The organism is Moraxella sp. I5G (assembly GCF_055193055.1).
Genome location: NZ_JBUXLH010000007.1, coordinates 108,861 through 124,977 on the forward strand (window position 1 = coordinate 108,861; position 16,117 = coordinate 124,977).

Genomic DNA, 16,117 nt, shown 5'->3' on the forward strand with positions numbered 1-16,117 from the left:
ACAAAGTGGTATTATCTTATTTACTTATGACCTAATGAGTTTTTTTGATAAAACTGATAATTTTATTTTAATCGCAAACAAAAGGTGTCACTATGACCATTCAGCAAGCCATTGAGAGAGTACAAAAAAATTACGCTCATCAGCCTGAGTTTATTCAGGCTGTACAGGAAGTTGCCATGAGCGTTGAAAAGGTGTATGCAGATAATCCAAAATATGAATCTTTAAAGGTGTTTGAGCGTTTGTGTGAACCGGACCGCATCATTAATTTTCGGGTGAATTGGGAAGATGACCAAGGTGAAGTTCAGGTAAACCGCGGTTGGCGTGTGCAATTTAGTAACGCCATTGGACCTTATAAAGGCGGTATCCGTTTTCATCCAACGGTCAATGAGGGTGTGCTTAAGTTTTTAGGATTTGAACAAATCTTTAAAAATGCTTTGACTGGCTTGCCTATGGGTGGTGCAAAGGGCGGTTCTGATTTTGACCCCAAAGGCAAATCAGAGGCTGAAATTCGCCGTTTTTGTTATGCCTTTATGCGTGAACTGTATAAAAACATTGGTCAGGATATGGACGTTCCTGCAGGTGATATTGGCGTAGGCGGCCGTGAAGTTAATTATATGTTTGCCATGTACAAAAACCTAACCCGTCAGTTTGAAGGAGTTTTAACAGGTAAAGGCGTGGGGCATGGCGGTAGCTTGATTCGTACTGAAGCTACAGGTTATGGGCTTGTGTACTTTTTGGATAGTATGTTAAAAACTCAAAATGATACATTACAAGGTAAAACTGTGCTGGTATCAGGCGCAGGTAACGTAGCTCAATACGCCGCTGAAAAAGCCATGCAGCTTGGTGGAAAGGTGATTACATTTTCAGATTCTAAAGGTACTTTGGTGGACAAAGCAGGGTTTACCCAAGAAAAAATTGATTGGGTTAAAGAGCATAAAGCCAATGGTTTTGCCTTAAAAGACTATGTTGAAAAATTTGGTGGTGAATGGCTAGAAGGTCAAAAACCTTGGCAGTTTGAAGCCGAAGTTGCTTTACCTTGCGCCACCCAAAACGAAGTGGATGAAGACAATGCCAAAGCATTGGTAAAATTGGGCGTCAAATACGTTGCTGAAGGGGCAAATATGCCACTGACCGCCCAAGCAATTGATGTAGTGCGTGATGCAGGCATTGCTTACGCTCCTGGTAAAGCTGCCAATGCAGGCGGGGTTGCCGTGTCTGGTCTTGAGATGAGTCAAAACTCAGTGCGTCAGTACAAAACATTTGAAGAACTTGACGTGCAATTACAACAAATCATGAAAAACATCCATGATAATGCGTTGGCAGCTGCTCAAAAATATGGCACAACAAAGGGCGCAGTGGATTATATGACAGGTGCTAACGTTGCAGGGTTTACTCAAGTTGCAAATGCTTTGGTTGCTTATGGCATTTTGTAATTTGTATTACATGTCTGATTAGTTTGCAAGTCGTTATTAAACACCAATTTTTTTAATTGGTGTTTTTATTTGGATTTGTCAAACAATAAAAAATTTGTTATAATTTTAATTCTGTGTATTTTTAACAGACTAGATGACACACACAAACCCATAAAGTTAGCAGGGTGTTTGGCTAATTTAAGATTGGCTGGATTTGTTAATTGGTTTGTGGAGGCATAACCCAAAATTTTAAGGACTTTTTTTATGTCAAACCCTACTCAAGTTGCAATGCGTGATTTGCTTGAAGCCGGTGCTCATTTTGGACACCAAACTCGTTTTTGGAATCCAAAAATGAACCAATACATTTTTGGTGCTCGTAACGGCATTCATATTATCAACCTTGAACACACCGTAAAACAATTTAGTGAAGCCCTAAACTTTGCAAACAAAGAAGCTGCTAACAACAATAAGATTTTATTTGTCGGTACAAAACGCGCGGCAAGTGCCGTGATTCGTGAACAAGCTACTCGCGCTGGCATGCCTTATATTGACCATCGTTGGCTTGGCGGTACTTTGACCAACTGGAAAACCATTCGTCAATCAATCACTCGTTTGCGTGAGCTTGAAAAACAAGCTGAAGATGGTACTTTTGCTAAATTAACTAAGCGCGAAGCTCTTGAACGCACTCGCGATATGCAAAAATTAGAGCGCGCCTTGGGTGGTATTAAGGACATGGGCGGATTGCCAGATGCGTTATTTGTAATTGACGTTGACCACGAAGCTATTGCCATCAAAGAAGCCAAAAACTTAGGCATCAAAGTAATTGGTGTGGTTGATACTAACTCAAATCCTGACAATGTAGATTATGTAATTGCTGCCAATGATGACGCTATTCGCGCTATTAGCCTATATGCTACCGCTATGGCAGATGCTATCATTGCAGGTAAAGAGTATGCCAAAACTCAAGGTAAAGCTCAAAATCAAGAAACAACTGAGCAAGCTGCCGCCGAATAATTTGGCAAATTAATCAATAAATGAAGGGCGTGCAGTATCAAATAAAGATGCTTCGCGCCTTTTAATTTTAAAATAAATTTTAATTTAAAAATCAAGAATTAAGGTTAAATTATGACTCAAGTTTCAGCCAAATTGGTAAAAGAATTAAGAGACCGTACAGGTCTTGGTATGATGGAATGCAAAAAAGCATTAGAAGAAGCTAGTGGTGATATTGAGCTTGCCATTGACAATCTGCGCAAATCAGGTCAAGCAAAAGCTGCTAAAAAAGCGGGTAATATTGCAGCTGATGGCGCAATCATCATTGCCCAAACTGCTGGTAAAGCCTTGCTTTTAGAAGTAAACTGTCAAACCGATTTTGTTGCTAAAGATGAAAACTTTACCGCCTTTGCTAACAAAGTTGCGCAAATTGCTTTGGACAACAACACAACTGACGTTGCTGCTTTATCTGCTCTTAACTATGAAGATGGTGTATCAGTTGAAGAAGCCCGTGTTGCTTTGGTACAAAAAATCGGTGAAAATATCCAAATTCGTCGCGCTGAAATTATTGAAGGAGCGACACTTGCCACTTACAGACACGGCATCCGTATTGGTGTGGTGGTATCTTATGAAGGTGGAAACGAAGAAGTAGGCAAAGCGGTCGCGATGCAAGTTGCGGCATTTAACCCAATTTCAGTTAATGAAGACAGTGTGCCTGCTGATGTTTTAGCGCGTGAAAAAGATATTATTGAAGTTAAAGCCAAAGAATCAGGGAAACCTGCAGACGTTATGGAAAAAATGATTACTGGTGGTTTGCAAAAGTATCTAAACGAAGTTACTTTGGTTAATCAGCCTTACGTTATGAACAACGAGCAAAAAGTTGGCGACGTATTAAAAGCTGAAGGTGCAACTGTACTTGGCTTTAGACGTTTTGAAGTGGGTGAAGGCATTGAGAAAAAACAAGAAGACTTTGCTGCTGAAGTTGCTGCTGCTCAGGCTGCTGCTGCCAAATAATTAATCATTTTTAAATTATTATATCAAAGCCCAGTTTATTACTGGGTTTTGTTTCGTGTTAAAGATTTTAATATGGGCTTTAATGAGAATGGTGGTTAAATTTTACAAGAAATTTTATTCAAAAAAAGGTAAAATAATCTCAATTTTTATTTGAGAGAACAGTATGACTGCTTTTAACAAAAACACATTTATTCAACTATTATTAGATTATCAAGTATTAAAATTTGGTGAATTTACACTCAAATCTGGGCGCGTAAGTCCATATTTTTTTAACGCAGGACTGTTATCATCAGCTAAAGCTTTGGATATGCTAGCCTCAGGCTATGCAGATATTTTAGCCAAACAATTAAAAGATGCATCAAACCCAACAATTTTTGGAGCGGCATACAAAGGCATTCCATTTGTGGCGGCAACAGCTCAAACATTATGGCAAAAGCATCAAATTGATGTGGATTGGGGGTATAACCGCAAGGAAGCTAAAACGCATGGTGAAGGTGGTAATTTAGTTGGCGCCCCATTATTGGGCAAGTCGGTTTGGGTGATTGATGATGTTATGACTGCTGGTACCGCAGTGCGTGAAGTGGTTGATATTTTAGGTGGTGCAGGAGCAACATTAGCAGGGATTGTCATTGCTCTTGATAGAAAAGAGCGGGGTCAGGACACACGTTCAGCGGTTGAACAAATCAAAGAAGACCTAGGCGTGCCCGTATTTTCTTTAGTGGATATTGACGATATTATTGAGTTTTTGCGTAATAAAGGTGAGCATCAGATTTTGGAAAAAATGCGAGCTTATCGAAATGAATACGGTGTATAAAAAGGGGGTTATAATGATGTTAAAGTTTTTAATTGTGATGGATGACATTGCAACCATTAATTATAAAAAAGATACCACACTTGCGATGATGTGGGCAATTTGCGAGCGCGGACATAGCGTATCTTATTGTCAAATCCATGATTTGTGGTTAAATATGGGCGAGTTGCAGGTGGATAGTCAGTCTGTTCATGTTTTTAAAAATCCAGAAAAATTTTATGAGTTGGGTGAAAAAAGCACACAACCAGCACAAAATTTTGACGTGATTTTAATGCGTAAAGACCCACCTTTTGATATGAATTTTATTTATACCACTTATCTTTTGGACAAAGCTGCGTCTTCGGGTGTTTTAGTGGTTAATAATCCATCATCAATTCGTGATTGCAATGAGAAATTATTTGCCACTTGGTTTAGTGATGAGATGAGCCCAACCATTGTAACTGCCAAACAAGCCCATGTTTGCACATTTATTGAGCAACATCAGGATGTGATTGTTAAGCCTTTAGATGGTATGGGCGGTATGGGTATTTTCCGTTTAACAGCGGACAATCCCAATATCGGTTCAACGCTTGAAATGCTTACCCAGCAAGAAAGTTTACCAATTATGGCACAAAAATATTTGCCTCAAATCAAAGATGGTGATAAGCGTGTATTGATTGTTGGTGGTGAAGTTGTGCCTTATTGCTTGGCAAGAATTCCAAAAGCTGGTGAAACAAGAGGAAATTTGGCAGCAGGTGGTCGCGGTGTTGCCATGGCTTTGACCGAAGAAGAAATGGCAGTTGCTAAAAAAGTTGCGCCTGTTTTAATGCAAAAAGGCTTATATTTTGTGGGTCTGGATTTAATTGGGGCAAAAATCACAGAAATTAATGTAACCAGTCCAACATGTGTGCGTGAGATTGATGAGCAGTGTGGTACAACGATTGCCACTGATTTTATCGTGTTCATTGAAAATAAGTTAAATAAGGGCAGCAAATGACAAAAAATGTGTTAATGATGGCAGCAGGAACGGGCGGTCATGTATTTCCTGCTTTGGCGGTTGCTGATGAATTACAAAAGCGCGGTGCAACCATTCATTGGTTGGGGACACCAACGGGCATGGAAAATGAATTGGTGGCAAAGCATGGCTATCAGTTTCACGCCATTGATATGCAAGGGCTTCGCGGCAAGGGCTTATTGCGTATGATTAAATTGCCATTTATGTTGTTAAAAACGGTACTGAAAGCAAAAAATATCATTAAAGAAAATGACATTGCTGTTAGTGTTGGCTTTGGTGGCTATGTTACCGCGCCTGGTGGTTTGGCAACTAAATTAAGCAAAAAACCATTGATTATTCATGAACAAAACGCCATAGGTGGTATGAGTAATCGCAATTTGGCGCGTTATGCAGATAGGGTGCTCCAGGCTTTCCCGGGTGTATTTGATGGCATGGCAAGCACTCTAAAAAGTCCACCTATGACGGTGGGTAATCCTGTGCGTGGTAATATTACTGGCATTGCTCAACCAAGTTTGCGATACAATTTAAATGACCAAACCCCATTAAAAGTTTTGGTAGTAGGAGGTTCGCTTGGAGCGGCAGCCATCAATAAAGCAGTGGTTGAACTGTTAAAAATAAGTGATTTTCCCCTATCGGTACGCCACCAATGTGGCAAAGCTAATCATCAAGAAATGCTGGTTGCTTACTCTCAAGCAAATATTAATACCAGTTTACATACTTTAGAATTATTGCCATTCATTGATGATATGGCAGCAGCTTATTCATGGGCAGATGTGGTGATATGTCGAGCGGGCGCTTTAACAGTAACCGAAATTAGTAATGCAGGTATCGCAGCAATTTTTGTGCCCCTGCCTCATGCAGTGGATGACCATCAAACCGCCAATGCCAAATCGTTGACCGACCATCAAGCGGGTATTTTAATGCCTCAAAATACTTTAAATGGTGAAAGTTTGCAGAAAATTTTAAAAGGTTTAGACCGTAACACATGCTTGCAAATGGCAGAAAAAGCCCGTCAGTTAGCCATGCCTAAATCCACTGAATTGGTCGCTGATGAAATTTGGAAATATTTGGTGAAATCATAAATACGCCATGTAATTACAAAAACAAATAAAGTGTGTTACAATAATTTTTTTGTCTAAAATTACCACATTCATACGCATTCATTATTAATGAATAATAAAACCGACTATCAAAAAGAGAAAACCATGCCAAACGAATCCTTACCTAATTCTTTGAATTATATTCCAGAAATGCGACGAATCAACACCATTCATTTTGTTGGGATTGGTGGGGCTGGTATGTGTGGTATTGCTGAGGTGCTTTATAATCAAGGCTATCAAATTACAGGTTCGGATATCAAAGATAGTGTGGTTACCAAGCGATTAACATCCTTGGGTATGACCATTTTTATTGGTCATGATGCTAAAAATGTAGCAGATGCTGATGTGATTGTGGTATCTAGCGCCATTGACAAAAGCAATCCAGAAATCCAAGCGGCATTGATGGCGCGCCTGCCTGTGGTACGTCGGGCAGATATGCTGGGTGAGCTGATGCGTTATCGCCATAGCATTGCCGTTGCTGGTGCCCATGGTAAGACAACGACAACCAGTCTTTTGACGATGATGCTGACTGAAGCAGGGCTTGACCCAACCTATGTCATTGGTGGCAAATTAAATGCCTCGGGCAAAAACGCATCTTTAGGTCAATCACGCTATTTGGTAGCAGAAGCCGACGAATCCGATGCATCTTTTTTGTCGTTGCGTCCAATGGCGGCAATTGTTACCAATATTGATGAAGACCATATGGAAACTTATGGTAATGATTTTAACAAACTCAAACAAGCCTACATTCAGTTTTTGCAAAACATGCCATTTTATGGTTTAGCGGTACTGTGTGGCGATGACCCGGAACTGTCATCTATGATTGATGACATCGCTCGCCCAGTTTTGACCTTTGGATTACAAGAACACAATGATGTGCGTGCGGTGAATTTGGTGGTTGATGGTGTCAAAACCCATTTTACAGTTTTAAGAAAAGACCGCGACCCTTTGCCCTTAACGCTTAATATTCCTGGTGAACATAATGTTTATAACGCATTAGCCGCAATTACATTAGCAACCGATGAAGGCGTAAATGACGATGCGATTATCCAAGCAGTCAGCAAATTTGCAGGCGTGGGTAGACGTTTTGAACATCAGGCTGATGTTGTGTATGATGGTGGTAATGTTTTATTGATTGATGATTATGGACATCATCCAACCGAAGTGGCTGCCACCATTAAGGCTGCTCGTCAAAGTTATCCTGACCGCCGTTTAGTGATGATGTTTCAACCACATCGTTATAGCCGCACCAGAGATTGCTTTGATGATTTTGTAAAAGTATTATCAGAAGTTGATGAGCTTCTGCTGCTGGACGTATATAGTGCTGGCGAAACGCCGATTCAAGGAGCAGATACCAAATCACTTGCTCGCAGTATTCGTTCTCGTGGTCAAGTTGACCCTGTTTTATTATCCATAGATGACAAAGACCAAATCGCTCAAGTATTAAAAAATATTCTAAAAGCCAATGATATGCTAATTACCCAAGGGGCAGGTAATGTTGGGCAAATTTCTTTAGATTTGGCAGCCAACAATTTATATCTTGATTAATCACAATAATTTAAGATAATCGTGCAATATTTCTCAATTAAATCTCAAAAGATAAAGACAATTAAAAAGGTAAATTATGACCATTGATGTAAAAAAATTTGGCAAAGTGGCTGTGGTGTGTGGCGGTTTTAGCTCAGAACGTGAAGTGTCATTAGATAGTGGCAAGGCGGTTTTAAATGCTTTGTTATCTAAAGGTGTAGATGCTCATCATTTTGACCCAAAAGAAACCAGTATTGAGCAGTTAAAAGATTTTGACCGTGTTTTTAATGTATTGCATGGGACATTTGGCGAAGACGGTGGTCTACAAGGGGTGCTTGACGGTTTTGGTGTGCCTTATACAGGTTGCGGGGTTTTGGCGTCAGCAATTGCAATGGATAAGTTTCGTAATCGTTTAATTTGGCAAGGGTTTGGACTTCCAAACGTGCCTTATGTTGTATTAAATGATAATACTGATTTTGAGCAGGTTGAGCGTGAATTTGGCTTACCTTTATTTGCAAAACCAGCTGCAGAGGGTAGCAGTGTCGGCGTGGTGATGGTGGAAAATGCTGGTGAACTGGCTAAAATATATCCAACCTTAAAACGATATCATGGTGAGATTTTGGCTGAAAAAGCCATTACTGGCGGTGAGTATGCGTGTGCAATTTTAGGTGATGAGGATTTTCCAAGCATTCGCATCATTCCAACAGGTAAATTTTATGATTATGATGCCAAATATTTGCGTGATGATACCATTTATCAATGCCCATCGGATTTAACCAAAGAACAAGAACAACAAATGCGTCAAATTGCTAAGAAGGCTTTTGCTGCGATCGGCGGCAAGGGTTGGGCAAGAGTGGACTTTTTAAAAGATGACAAGGGTGTTTTGTATTTATTGGAATTAAACACAGTTCCAGGCATGACCTCACATAGCCTTGTGCCAATGGCGGCTAAAGCGCGTGGTATTAGTTTTGAAGAATTGTGTTTGATGATTTTAGAACAAACATTATAAAAAATAATGAATCAGATAAATGCGTAATATTGCTAACAAGCAATATTACTGCAAGAATTAATCCAATAATCCTTTTTTAATGTTAAATAATGTACTTTTGTGGTAAAAATCATAAAAATTGTAAAAAAACAAGTGACAAAATCGGTTAATATAATGTCAATTTTGGGTATTTATTGGGCAATGGAACATCAATATGCAGCTAGGTCAAATCAGTAAACTATCCTTAAAACCCTTAAAACCATGGCAATCTGCCGTTGGAACGGTATTTTTGGTGTTTTTAGTTGGGTTTTTGTTATTGAATATTTTAAAAAAAAGACCTGCCAAACCAATCGTAATTGATGATAAATATCTCACCCCTGCTGAAGCACAAGCGTTATCTCATGCTTTGACACAGTTGGGCGATGTGGAGTTTTTTGGTGCTGATTTAAAACAGATTCATCAGGCTGCATCTTCATTAAATTGGGTAGAAAATGTTGATGTTTACCGAGATTGGTATCAAGGAGTTTTAGTAACAGCAACATCAAGAAGAGCCATTGCCAAATTTGGTAGCTACCAGATGCTAGATGCTAATGGAGTGATATTTGAACCTGTTGATAGTAACCAATTGTTGAGTAAAAACTTAATTAGATTGCAGGGGGATTCTACCGAAGCTAGAAATATTATGCAACAATTGTACCGCATTAATATGTGGTTTGCCCCTTTAAACATCAGTGTGGATGATTTAGTCTTGACGTCAAGACAAACGTGGATTATTCGTTTTAACAATGGATTGCGAATCATTGTGGATCGTGATGATACCGAGCAAAAACTGTATAATTTACCCAAAATTTTACAAAAACAATACAATAACCAAATGAGCTTGATACAATCCATTGATTTGAGATATAAAAATGGCTTTGTTATTGCATGGAAAAATGCAAATAGTCAAGCATCAACCGACTCAACACCAAAAAAATAGCGATAAAAGGTTCGATGATATAAATAACCATTTGTTTTGTAGTGGATTTTTCTAAAAAGGTTTATTATTGCCATGATTGAAGATTTAGTAGACATACGTGCAGTTGTTCACTTAAGCTCCACAGCAGTACAGACAGCTGTGGGTTATGTGGATGCGCATAGCAAAAAACTGAAAATCATGGCAATTGGTCATGTAAATACTCGAAGTTTTTTTGGTGGTTCAATTGTGGACTCTCAAGAGTTGTCACAAGCAATAGAAGCGTCTTTAAAAGAAGCGACCGATATGGTAAGTATTGATTTTCGTGATGTTGGATTATCCTTTTCAACACCTGCAATGGCAAGCATTAATGGTATGAGTCAGCTTAATTTAACTAATCAACATTACCCAAATCCAAATGGTCGTAAAATTGTTGCTGGCGATGTAAAAAGACTTCTGGATGATATTGAAAAATATTTTAACGAAAAACGATTTGCAGCAATACAAATGAATGTTCAATGCATGGTGCTTGATGATAGCGATAAAATGCTTAAAAATGCGATTGGCATGACTGCAAATAAACTGACTTTAGGTTATCATCTTAATAGCGTGCCATGCAGTTATTACCAGCAAATGAAAGGGTTATTTGCTCAGAGTGGCTTGGGTATTCATCCTGCATTATTTTCTGGCGTTGCCAGTGCTGAGTACGCATTATATGCAGATGAAAAAGAACGTGGTGTGTGTTTTATTAACATTGGGGCAGGTAGTACAAACGTCTGCATTTATAAGCAAAATATTTTGTTGTTCAGTCATTGTTTTGATTTTGGTGGACGTACCATTGACGAACGAATTGCTAAGTGGCTAAATGTATCACTTGATGAGGCAGAATGTCTAAAAAAAGAATACGGTACAGCTGACCCAAGTGGCGTTGCGAAAAGTGAAGTAACTACTCTAAAACGATATGCCCACGAAGGCGAAGTCGTCTTTTTTATTTATGAATTATGTTCCTACATTGAGGAGGAATATTATAGATTGATGGATATGATTTTTACTCAAATCCGAAACAGAGATGAACGTTTTCAAGATTATATAGATTCAGGAGCAGGAATTGTATTATCTGGCGGCGCTACAAATATGAATAAACTAGATACATTGATTGAAAGAAAGTTTAATATAAATGTACGAAAAAGTAGCCAAAACCATACCGTTGGGTTGTGTTCAAAGTATTTAAATGATGATAACATTAAACTGGTAAGAGCTCGTTTAAAAGACAGTAGATTTAACGATGTAATTGGTGCATTATTATATCAGTTTGGTGACGAATTTCAAAAATATGAACAGTTAAAGTATTTTAATGACGAACCAGATGGGCTGTTCCACCGTTTAAAATTAAATAAATTAAAGACCCAGTTGAGTAAATTGAATAAATTAAAAAACTGGATATAAGAAATTGATGATAGGCATGGTAAATAAAACGTAGGGGTGTTATAAATGTCAAAATATGGTATTTCAAATTTAGAAAATGATGATATTGTACCATACAACCAACAAGCTCAATTTTTGGTATTTGGTGTTGGAGGTGCTGGTGGTAATGCAGTTGAGCATATGGTGCAACAAGGGGTAAATGGTGTAACTTTTGTGTGCGCTAATACGGATATACAAGCACTTAATCGATTATCCGTTCCTAATAAAATTCAACTTGGTTTTGAGTTAACCAGAGGTTTGGGTGCCGGTGCAAATCCTGAAGTAGGACGTAAATCTGCTGAAATGGACGAAGAAGCTATCCGTAATGTACTGGCAGGTCATGATATGGTGTTTATCACCGCAGGTATGGGTGGGGGAACAGGAACGGGCGCAGCTCCTGTGGTTGCACGCATCGCTAAAGATATGGAGATTCTTACGGTTGCTGTTGTTACCATGCCATTTGCTTTTGAGGGAGCAAAACGTACGATAGTGGCGCGTTCAGGGCTTGAGCAAGTTTTACAATACGTTGATTCCATCATTACCATCCCTAATGACAAAGTGCTTGATATTTATGGCAATATCGGTTACGAAGAAGCCTTGCGTAGAGCTGATGATGTATTACTACACGCTGTGAATGGCTTAGTGCAAACAGTAAGCACAACAGGTCATATCAATACTGACTTTAATGATATTCGTACGGCGATGACGGCTCGGGGTTACGCGATGATGGGCGTTGGACGCGCTAGTGGCGAAGGGCGTGCAACCAAGGCAACCCAAATGGCGATTTGCTCACCACTGCTTGATGATTTGCGTCTTGAAAATGCTAAAGGCCTATTGGTTAATATCACTTCTGGCATGTTGATAGCTAATGAAGCCATGGAAGTATCAAAAATTTTACAAGATTTGGTAGATTTAGAAAACGGTCATATTTTTTATGGTTTTGTAACCGATGAAAGTATGGGTGACGATATTCATGTAACGGTAATTGCGACAGGTTTGACCGTTGATGATGAGCCTAAAATCAAACCAGCACAAGCTGTCGAAGCAATACGTGAAAACGTTCAGCAGGTTCATGGTGGTCAAGGAGCATCATCTCAGTCGCATCCTTACGCACATCAAGCTGCCCCAATGAAAATGCAGGCTCAAAGCCAAACAGTCATGGATTTTTTAAATAAACAAGCAAAACCATCATAATTAAACCAAAAATGAATATTGATTTGCACAGCCATAGCACATGTTCTGATGGCACCTACTCGCCAAAAGAATTATTAGAATTAGCGCATCGTGCAAACATTCAAACTTTTGCTTTGACTGATCATGATACAATTTTGGGTCTAAAAGAAGCTCACCAGTCAGCAAAGGCATTAGGAATCCGTTTGATTAATGGCGTGGAAATTAGCTGTAAGCATAATTTAACTGGCGGTTATGGTAAAAATCAGGCTGTAACTAAAAGCATTCATGTGGTAGCACTGGATTTTTATGATTCTGAAAAATTGCAAAATAGACTGTCTGTTTTGCAAAATAGTCGGGAAAATCGTGGTCAGCAAATTGTCCAAAAACTTGCAGAAATTCTTGCTCTAAATCCAGACATACTTTGGCAAAAGGTTCTTGTTAAAGCTTGCCACAATCCAAAAGCTGTTGGCAGAGCCCATATTGCTCAGGTTTTGTATGAAATTGGTCAAGTAAAAACTGTACAAGAAGCTTTTGATAAGTTTTTGGCGGATAATAAGCCTGCCTATGTTTCCATAGATGCTATCGGTATGCAGGAGGCAATTGGTCTTATTCATCAATGTGGCGGTTATGCAGTTTTGGCGCATCCAACTCGTTATAATTTATCAGCAACTCGGGTACGCAAACTGATTGCAGAATTTGCCAGTTTTGGCGGTGATGCCGTAGAGCTTCCCAGTCCAACCGAACCCATAAGTACCCGAGCGATGATTGATCGCTGTATTGATGGTCATAAACTTATGGTTTCAGTGGGTAGCGATTTTCATGGAACAAATATGCCGTGGCGAAAATTAGCTCAAGTTGCTTCTTTAAAAGCCAATCAGATTGGCATCTGGACTTGTTTTAGGGGTGATGCTGTTTAATCTATAATTCGTTGATTTTCGGTTATATTTTCACAAAAAGCTGACAAAATACTGGTTGCAAAACTGCCCGCAGGTAATATAAAACTTAACACAAGTGTATCTTCTTCTTTCCAACCCCAAGTCATCTTTTGAGGTAGTAACCGTAAACTTCGCCAACTTAGCTGACTATTTATTTTTAATAACCCTTCAGCTAGATTTATAAATTGTGGTGCATTTAGAATTTTATCTTCTATTTGTCTCGCCAAAAGACTGCTTTTACGCTCACCAATACCAAATAATATGCTGGCAATATGAATATCATGAATGTGCAATCTTTGGTAAATGGTTGAATCAATGTTGTTGGTAAAAATAGAATGACTGCCATCTAAATTAAAAACATCACCTAAAATCGGTGTTTGCCAATTATCTGATTGCTCTCTTTCTTCTAAAATAGCATTAAAAATTAAACCTTTAGCAACAGAAATATATAAAGAATGCTTTTCTCTATCTTTTTTATGTGGTTTGTAAGATTTATTGCTTTTTAATATATCTTCAAAAAATTGATAGGTTTTTTCTATATTAGCGCCATCACGACCAAAACGCTGTTTACCAAAATAATTAGGCACCCCAATTTCTTTTATTTGTTGTAATCGATGATTTATTTTTTCTTTATCGCCAATAACCTTTTTTAAACAAATGGTAAAATGGTTGTGTTTATGAGTGCCACGATTTAATTTTTTATTATGCCAAATATAGTTTAAAATACAAACAAATTCGCCAGCATTTAAATTTTGCTTGCTGATAAAATTATCAAAATCGATATCGGGTTTTTGTTTTTTAGGTATACGTAAACTAAACCATTGGTAGGTTTTGGCATTTCTGTCTTTTAATCCACTATAACCAATATCAGATATGGCGATATTTGCCCATTTTGCTAAAAGACGCGCCACAAATAAGGTATTTAAATTAACTTTTTGTAAATAAATCCACAAATGCTCGCCTTCATGATTAAAATCAATATCTATTTTTTCGGTTACAATAAAATCATCAGGGGTTTGTTTAAATAGCGCAAAGGTCATGGGTTGTTTAATGGAATGTATTTTCATATTTTTTGATAATTTAAGAAATATTAAGATGAGAAAAACGGTTAAAAAACCAAATAATAAGGCATAACAAACTTATTAAAAAAGCAGCATAACCAATATTAATTAAACCAGCGTAATTGATAATGATACCACCTAATAAAGCACCGCCACCAATACCAATATTATAAATGCCCGAAAATAAACTCATAGCAACGTCTGTATAGTTTGACGCTGATTTTAATGTGCGTATTTGCAAAATTAAACTAATTAGTGTTATGCTAATTCCCCAAAAAATTACCAAAGTTCCCCAGGCGATTAATGAATTTTTGGAAATAGCCATAAGAGCTAAGCACAAACATAAACCAAAAAATGATAATGGCAATAAAGATTGTTGGAATTTTTCATAAAATTTACCAAAAATCATGCTGGCAAGCATACCAGAAACGCCAAAAACAAGCAAAATTGTAGTCGCGGTATTGGCAGTAAATTGATTGATGTGTATCATAAATGGCTCAATATAACTGTATGCACTAAAATGAGCTGTTACACCAAGCATGGTGAGTAAATAAATGATTAGTAGGGTTTTATTTTCTATAACTTTTGGTAAGCTTGCTAAACTGCCCGCATTTTTACTAGGTAATTTGGGTAGTATTTGAGCAATTATTAACATACAAAGAAGTCCAAAACTGCCAATTACCAAAAATGTAGCTTGCCAGCCCAGAGATTGCCCTAAAAGCCGACCCAAAGGCAGTCCCAAGATTGTGGCAAGCGCTGAACCTGTTGCGAGCATACCTAAAGCTATGGTTTGTTTGTTTTTTGGTGCAAGCCTAACAACCAAACTTGCAGTAATTGACCAAAAGATTGCATGGCTGAGTGCAACACCCGCTCGAGAAATTAGCAATATGGTAAAATTGGGTGAAAATACAGTTACTAAATGACTGACAACAAAGACAAAAAATATTAATAAAAGTAAAAATTTGCGTTCCATCTTAGCAGTAATAAGCATGGCGGGTAACGATAGCAAAGCTACAATCCATGCATAAACTGTCATCATAATACCTGTTTGGGTGGCGCTTTGATTAAAACTTTCACCAATATCAGATAGTAAAGCAATGGGAATAAATTCTGTGGTATTAAAAACAAATGCAGATAGAGCAAGCACCATCACTCTATAGGTGCGAACTTGATTATTTTTGTCTAAAATAGCTTGTTGTGAATGGGTCAAATTAGATTGTTTGGACATTATTTTGATAAAATTATGAATTATAACAATTTATTTGTTATAAGTTAAGAAAAATAAATGACCTTGATAAAAGTCATTAGTTTAAGATAGTTTACTAGATAAAATACTAAAAATGATGTTTAAAAGTATGTTGTATGTGTTATTTTTATGTTATAATTAGCTGATATGTAAATTTTAGCTTGCTGGAATTTACTGTAGATTAACCCTCCTAACTCGTTAATTGAGGATATATATATGGCAAAGGCCAAGTTTGAACGTAATAAACCGCACGTAAACGTGGGTACCATCGGACACGTTGACCATGGTAAAACCACTCTAACTGCTGCTATCGCAACTGTTGCTGCCAAACATCATGGTGGTGAAGCAAAAGACTATGCAGCGATTGACTCAGCTCCAGAAGAAAAAGCACGTGGTATCACCATTAATACTTCTCACATTGAGTATGACACCGCAAACCGTCACTAC

15 protein-coding genes are annotated in these 16,117 nt (G+C 38.0%); 13 read left to right on the forward strand and 2 right to left on the reverse strand.

Annotation, left to right across the window (positions count from 1 at the left end; genetic code table 11):
• The first annotated feature begins 92 nt into the window (after positions 1-92).
• From gdhA to ACZBKJ_RS05570, 12 genes are all read left to right on the forward strand, one after another.
• Positions 93-1,433 carry an NADP-specific glutamate dehydrogenase gene (gene gdhA / locus ACZBKJ_RS05515; protein WP_463199939.1) on the forward strand — a complete coding sequence of 447 codons (1,341 nt, stop codon included), beginning with the start codon at positions 93-95 and terminating at the stop codon, positions 1,431-1,433.
• Between the two features lie 243 nt (positions 1,434-1,676).
• Positions 1,677-2,426, forward strand: a complete 750-nt coding sequence (rpsB, locus tag ACZBKJ_RS05520) for a 30S ribosomal protein S2 (RefSeq protein WP_463199940.1) — start codon at positions 1,677-1,679, stop codon at positions 2,424-2,426.
• A gap of 111 nt (positions 2,427-2,537) precedes the next feature.
• Positions 2,538-3,416, forward strand: coding sequence for a translation elongation factor Ts (gene tsf / locus ACZBKJ_RS05525; RefSeq protein ID WP_463199941.1), 879 nt, complete (start codon positions 2,538-2,540; stop codon positions 3,414-3,416).
• 163 nt (positions 3,417-3,579) lie between these two features.
• On the forward strand, positions 3,580-4,230 hold the full coding sequence (gene pyrE, locus ACZBKJ_RS05530) for an orotate phosphoribosyltransferase (RefSeq protein ID WP_463199942.1): 651 nt from the start codon (positions 3,580-3,582) through the stop codon (positions 4,228-4,230).
• 13 nt (positions 4,231-4,243) lie between these two features.
• Positions 4,244-5,203, forward strand: coding sequence for a glutathione synthase (gene gshB / locus ACZBKJ_RS05535; RefSeq protein ID WP_463199943.1), 960 nt, complete (start codon positions 4,244-4,246; stop codon positions 5,201-5,203).
• Positions 5,200-6,303 carry an undecaprenyldiphospho-muramoylpentapeptide beta-N-acetylglucosaminyltransferase gene (gene murG, locus ACZBKJ_RS05540; RefSeq protein ID WP_463199944.1) on the forward strand — a complete coding sequence of 368 codons (1,104 nt, stop codon included), beginning with the start codon at positions 5,200-5,202 and terminating at the stop codon, positions 6,301-6,303. Before gshB ends, murG begins: the two co-directional genes overlap by 4 nt.
• A 123-nt stretch (positions 6,304-6,426) precedes the next feature.
• Positions 6,427-7,869 carry a UDP-N-acetylmuramate--L-alanine ligase gene (gene murC / locus ACZBKJ_RS05545; protein ID WP_463199945.1) on the forward strand — a complete coding sequence of 481 codons (1,443 nt, stop codon included), beginning with the start codon at positions 6,427-6,429 and terminating at the stop codon, positions 7,867-7,869.
• Positions 7,870-7,945: 76 nt separating this feature from the next.
• Positions 7,946-8,857, forward strand: a complete 912-nt coding sequence (locus ACZBKJ_RS05550) for a D-alanine--D-alanine ligase (protein ID WP_463199946.1) — start codon at positions 7,946-7,948, stop codon at positions 8,855-8,857.
• A gap of 193 nt (positions 8,858-9,050) precedes the next feature.
• Positions 9,051-9,815, forward strand: coding sequence for a cell division protein FtsQ/DivIB (locus tag ACZBKJ_RS05555; RefSeq protein WP_463199947.1), 765 nt, complete (start codon positions 9,051-9,053; stop codon positions 9,813-9,815).
• A gap of 72 nt (positions 9,816-9,887) precedes the next feature.
• Entirely contained in the window at positions 9,888-11,237 is a 1,350-nt protein-coding gene (locus ACZBKJ_RS05560) for a cell division FtsA domain-containing protein (protein WP_463199948.1), read from the forward strand.
• A gap of 45 nt (positions 11,238-11,282) precedes the next feature.
• A complete protein-coding gene (gene ftsZ, locus ACZBKJ_RS05565) occupies positions 11,283-12,449 on the forward strand; it encodes a cell division protein FtsZ (protein ID WP_463199949.1) in 1,167 nt (388 codons plus the stop codon).
• 11 nt (positions 12,450-12,460) lie between these two features.
• The gene (locus ACZBKJ_RS05570) at positions 12,461-13,345 is read left to right on the forward strand and encodes a PHP domain-containing protein (protein ID WP_463199950.1); all 885 of its coding nucleotides are present in this window, start codon (positions 12,461-12,463) and stop codon (positions 13,343-13,345) included.
• Here ACZBKJ_RS05570 and truD read toward each other — a convergent pair.
• Together truD and ACZBKJ_RS05580 are read right to left on the reverse strand one after the other, a co-directional pair.
• Entirely contained in the window at positions 13,342-14,430 is a 1,089-nt protein-coding gene (gene truD / locus ACZBKJ_RS05575) for a tRNA pseudouridine(13) synthase TruD (RefSeq protein ID WP_463199951.1), read from the reverse strand. The genes ACZBKJ_RS05570 and truD overlap by 4 nt on opposite strands.
• A gap of 13 nt (positions 14,431-14,443) precedes the next feature.
• Positions 14,444-15,634, reverse strand: a complete 1,191-nt coding sequence (locus ACZBKJ_RS05580; protein WP_463199952.1) for a sugar transporter — start codon at positions 15,632-15,634, stop codon at positions 14,444-14,446.
• Positions 15,635-15,886: 252 nt separating this feature from the next.
• Here ACZBKJ_RS05580 and ACZBKJ_RS05585 point away from each other — a divergent pair.
• A partial coding sequence (locus ACZBKJ_RS05585) for a GTP-binding protein (protein WP_463199053.1) occupies positions 15,887-16,117 on the forward strand: 231 nt, incomplete at its 3' end.

Coding starts and splice junctions, on each gene's coding strand:
- gdhA (WP_463199939.1), top strand. CDS start 93: ATGACCATTCAGCAAGCCATTGAGAGAGTACAAAAAAATTACGCTCAT.
- rpsB (WP_463199940.1), top strand. CDS start 1,677: ATGTCAAACCCTACTCAAGTTGCAATGCGTGATTTGCTTGAAGCCGGT.
- tsf (WP_463199941.1), top strand. CDS start 2,538: ATGACTCAAGTTTCAGCCAAATTGGTAAAAGAATTAAGAGACCGTACA.
- pyrE (WP_463199942.1), top strand. CDS start 3,580: ATGACTGCTTTTAACAAAAACACATTTATTCAACTATTATTAGATTAT.
- gshB (WP_463199943.1), top strand. CDS start 4,244: ATGATGTTAAAGTTTTTAATTGTGATGGATGACATTGCAACCATTAAT.
- murG (WP_463199944.1), top strand. CDS start 5,200: ATGACAAAAAATGTGTTAATGATGGCAGCAGGAACGGGCGGTCATGTA.
- murC (WP_463199945.1), top strand. CDS start 6,427: ATGCCAAACGAATCCTTACCTAATTCTTTGAATTATATTCCAGAAATG.
- ACZBKJ_RS05550 (WP_463199946.1), top strand. CDS start 7,946: ATGACCATTGATGTAAAAAAATTTGGCAAAGTGGCTGTGGTGTGTGGC.
- ACZBKJ_RS05555 (WP_463199947.1), top strand. CDS start 9,051: ATGCAGCTAGGTCAAATCAGTAAACTATCCTTAAAACCCTTAAAACCA.
- ACZBKJ_RS05560 (WP_463199948.1), top strand. CDS start 9,888: ATGATTGAAGATTTAGTAGACATACGTGCAGTTGTTCACTTAAGCTCC.
- ftsZ (WP_463199949.1), top strand. CDS start 11,283: ATGTCAAAATATGGTATTTCAAATTTAGAAAATGATGATATTGTACCA.
- ACZBKJ_RS05570 (WP_463199950.1), top strand. CDS start 12,461: ATGAATATTGATTTGCACAGCCATAGCACATGTTCTGATGGCACCTAC.
- truD (WP_463199951.1), bottom strand. CDS start 14,430: ATGAAAATACATTCCATTAAACAACCCATGACCTTTGCGCTATTTAAA.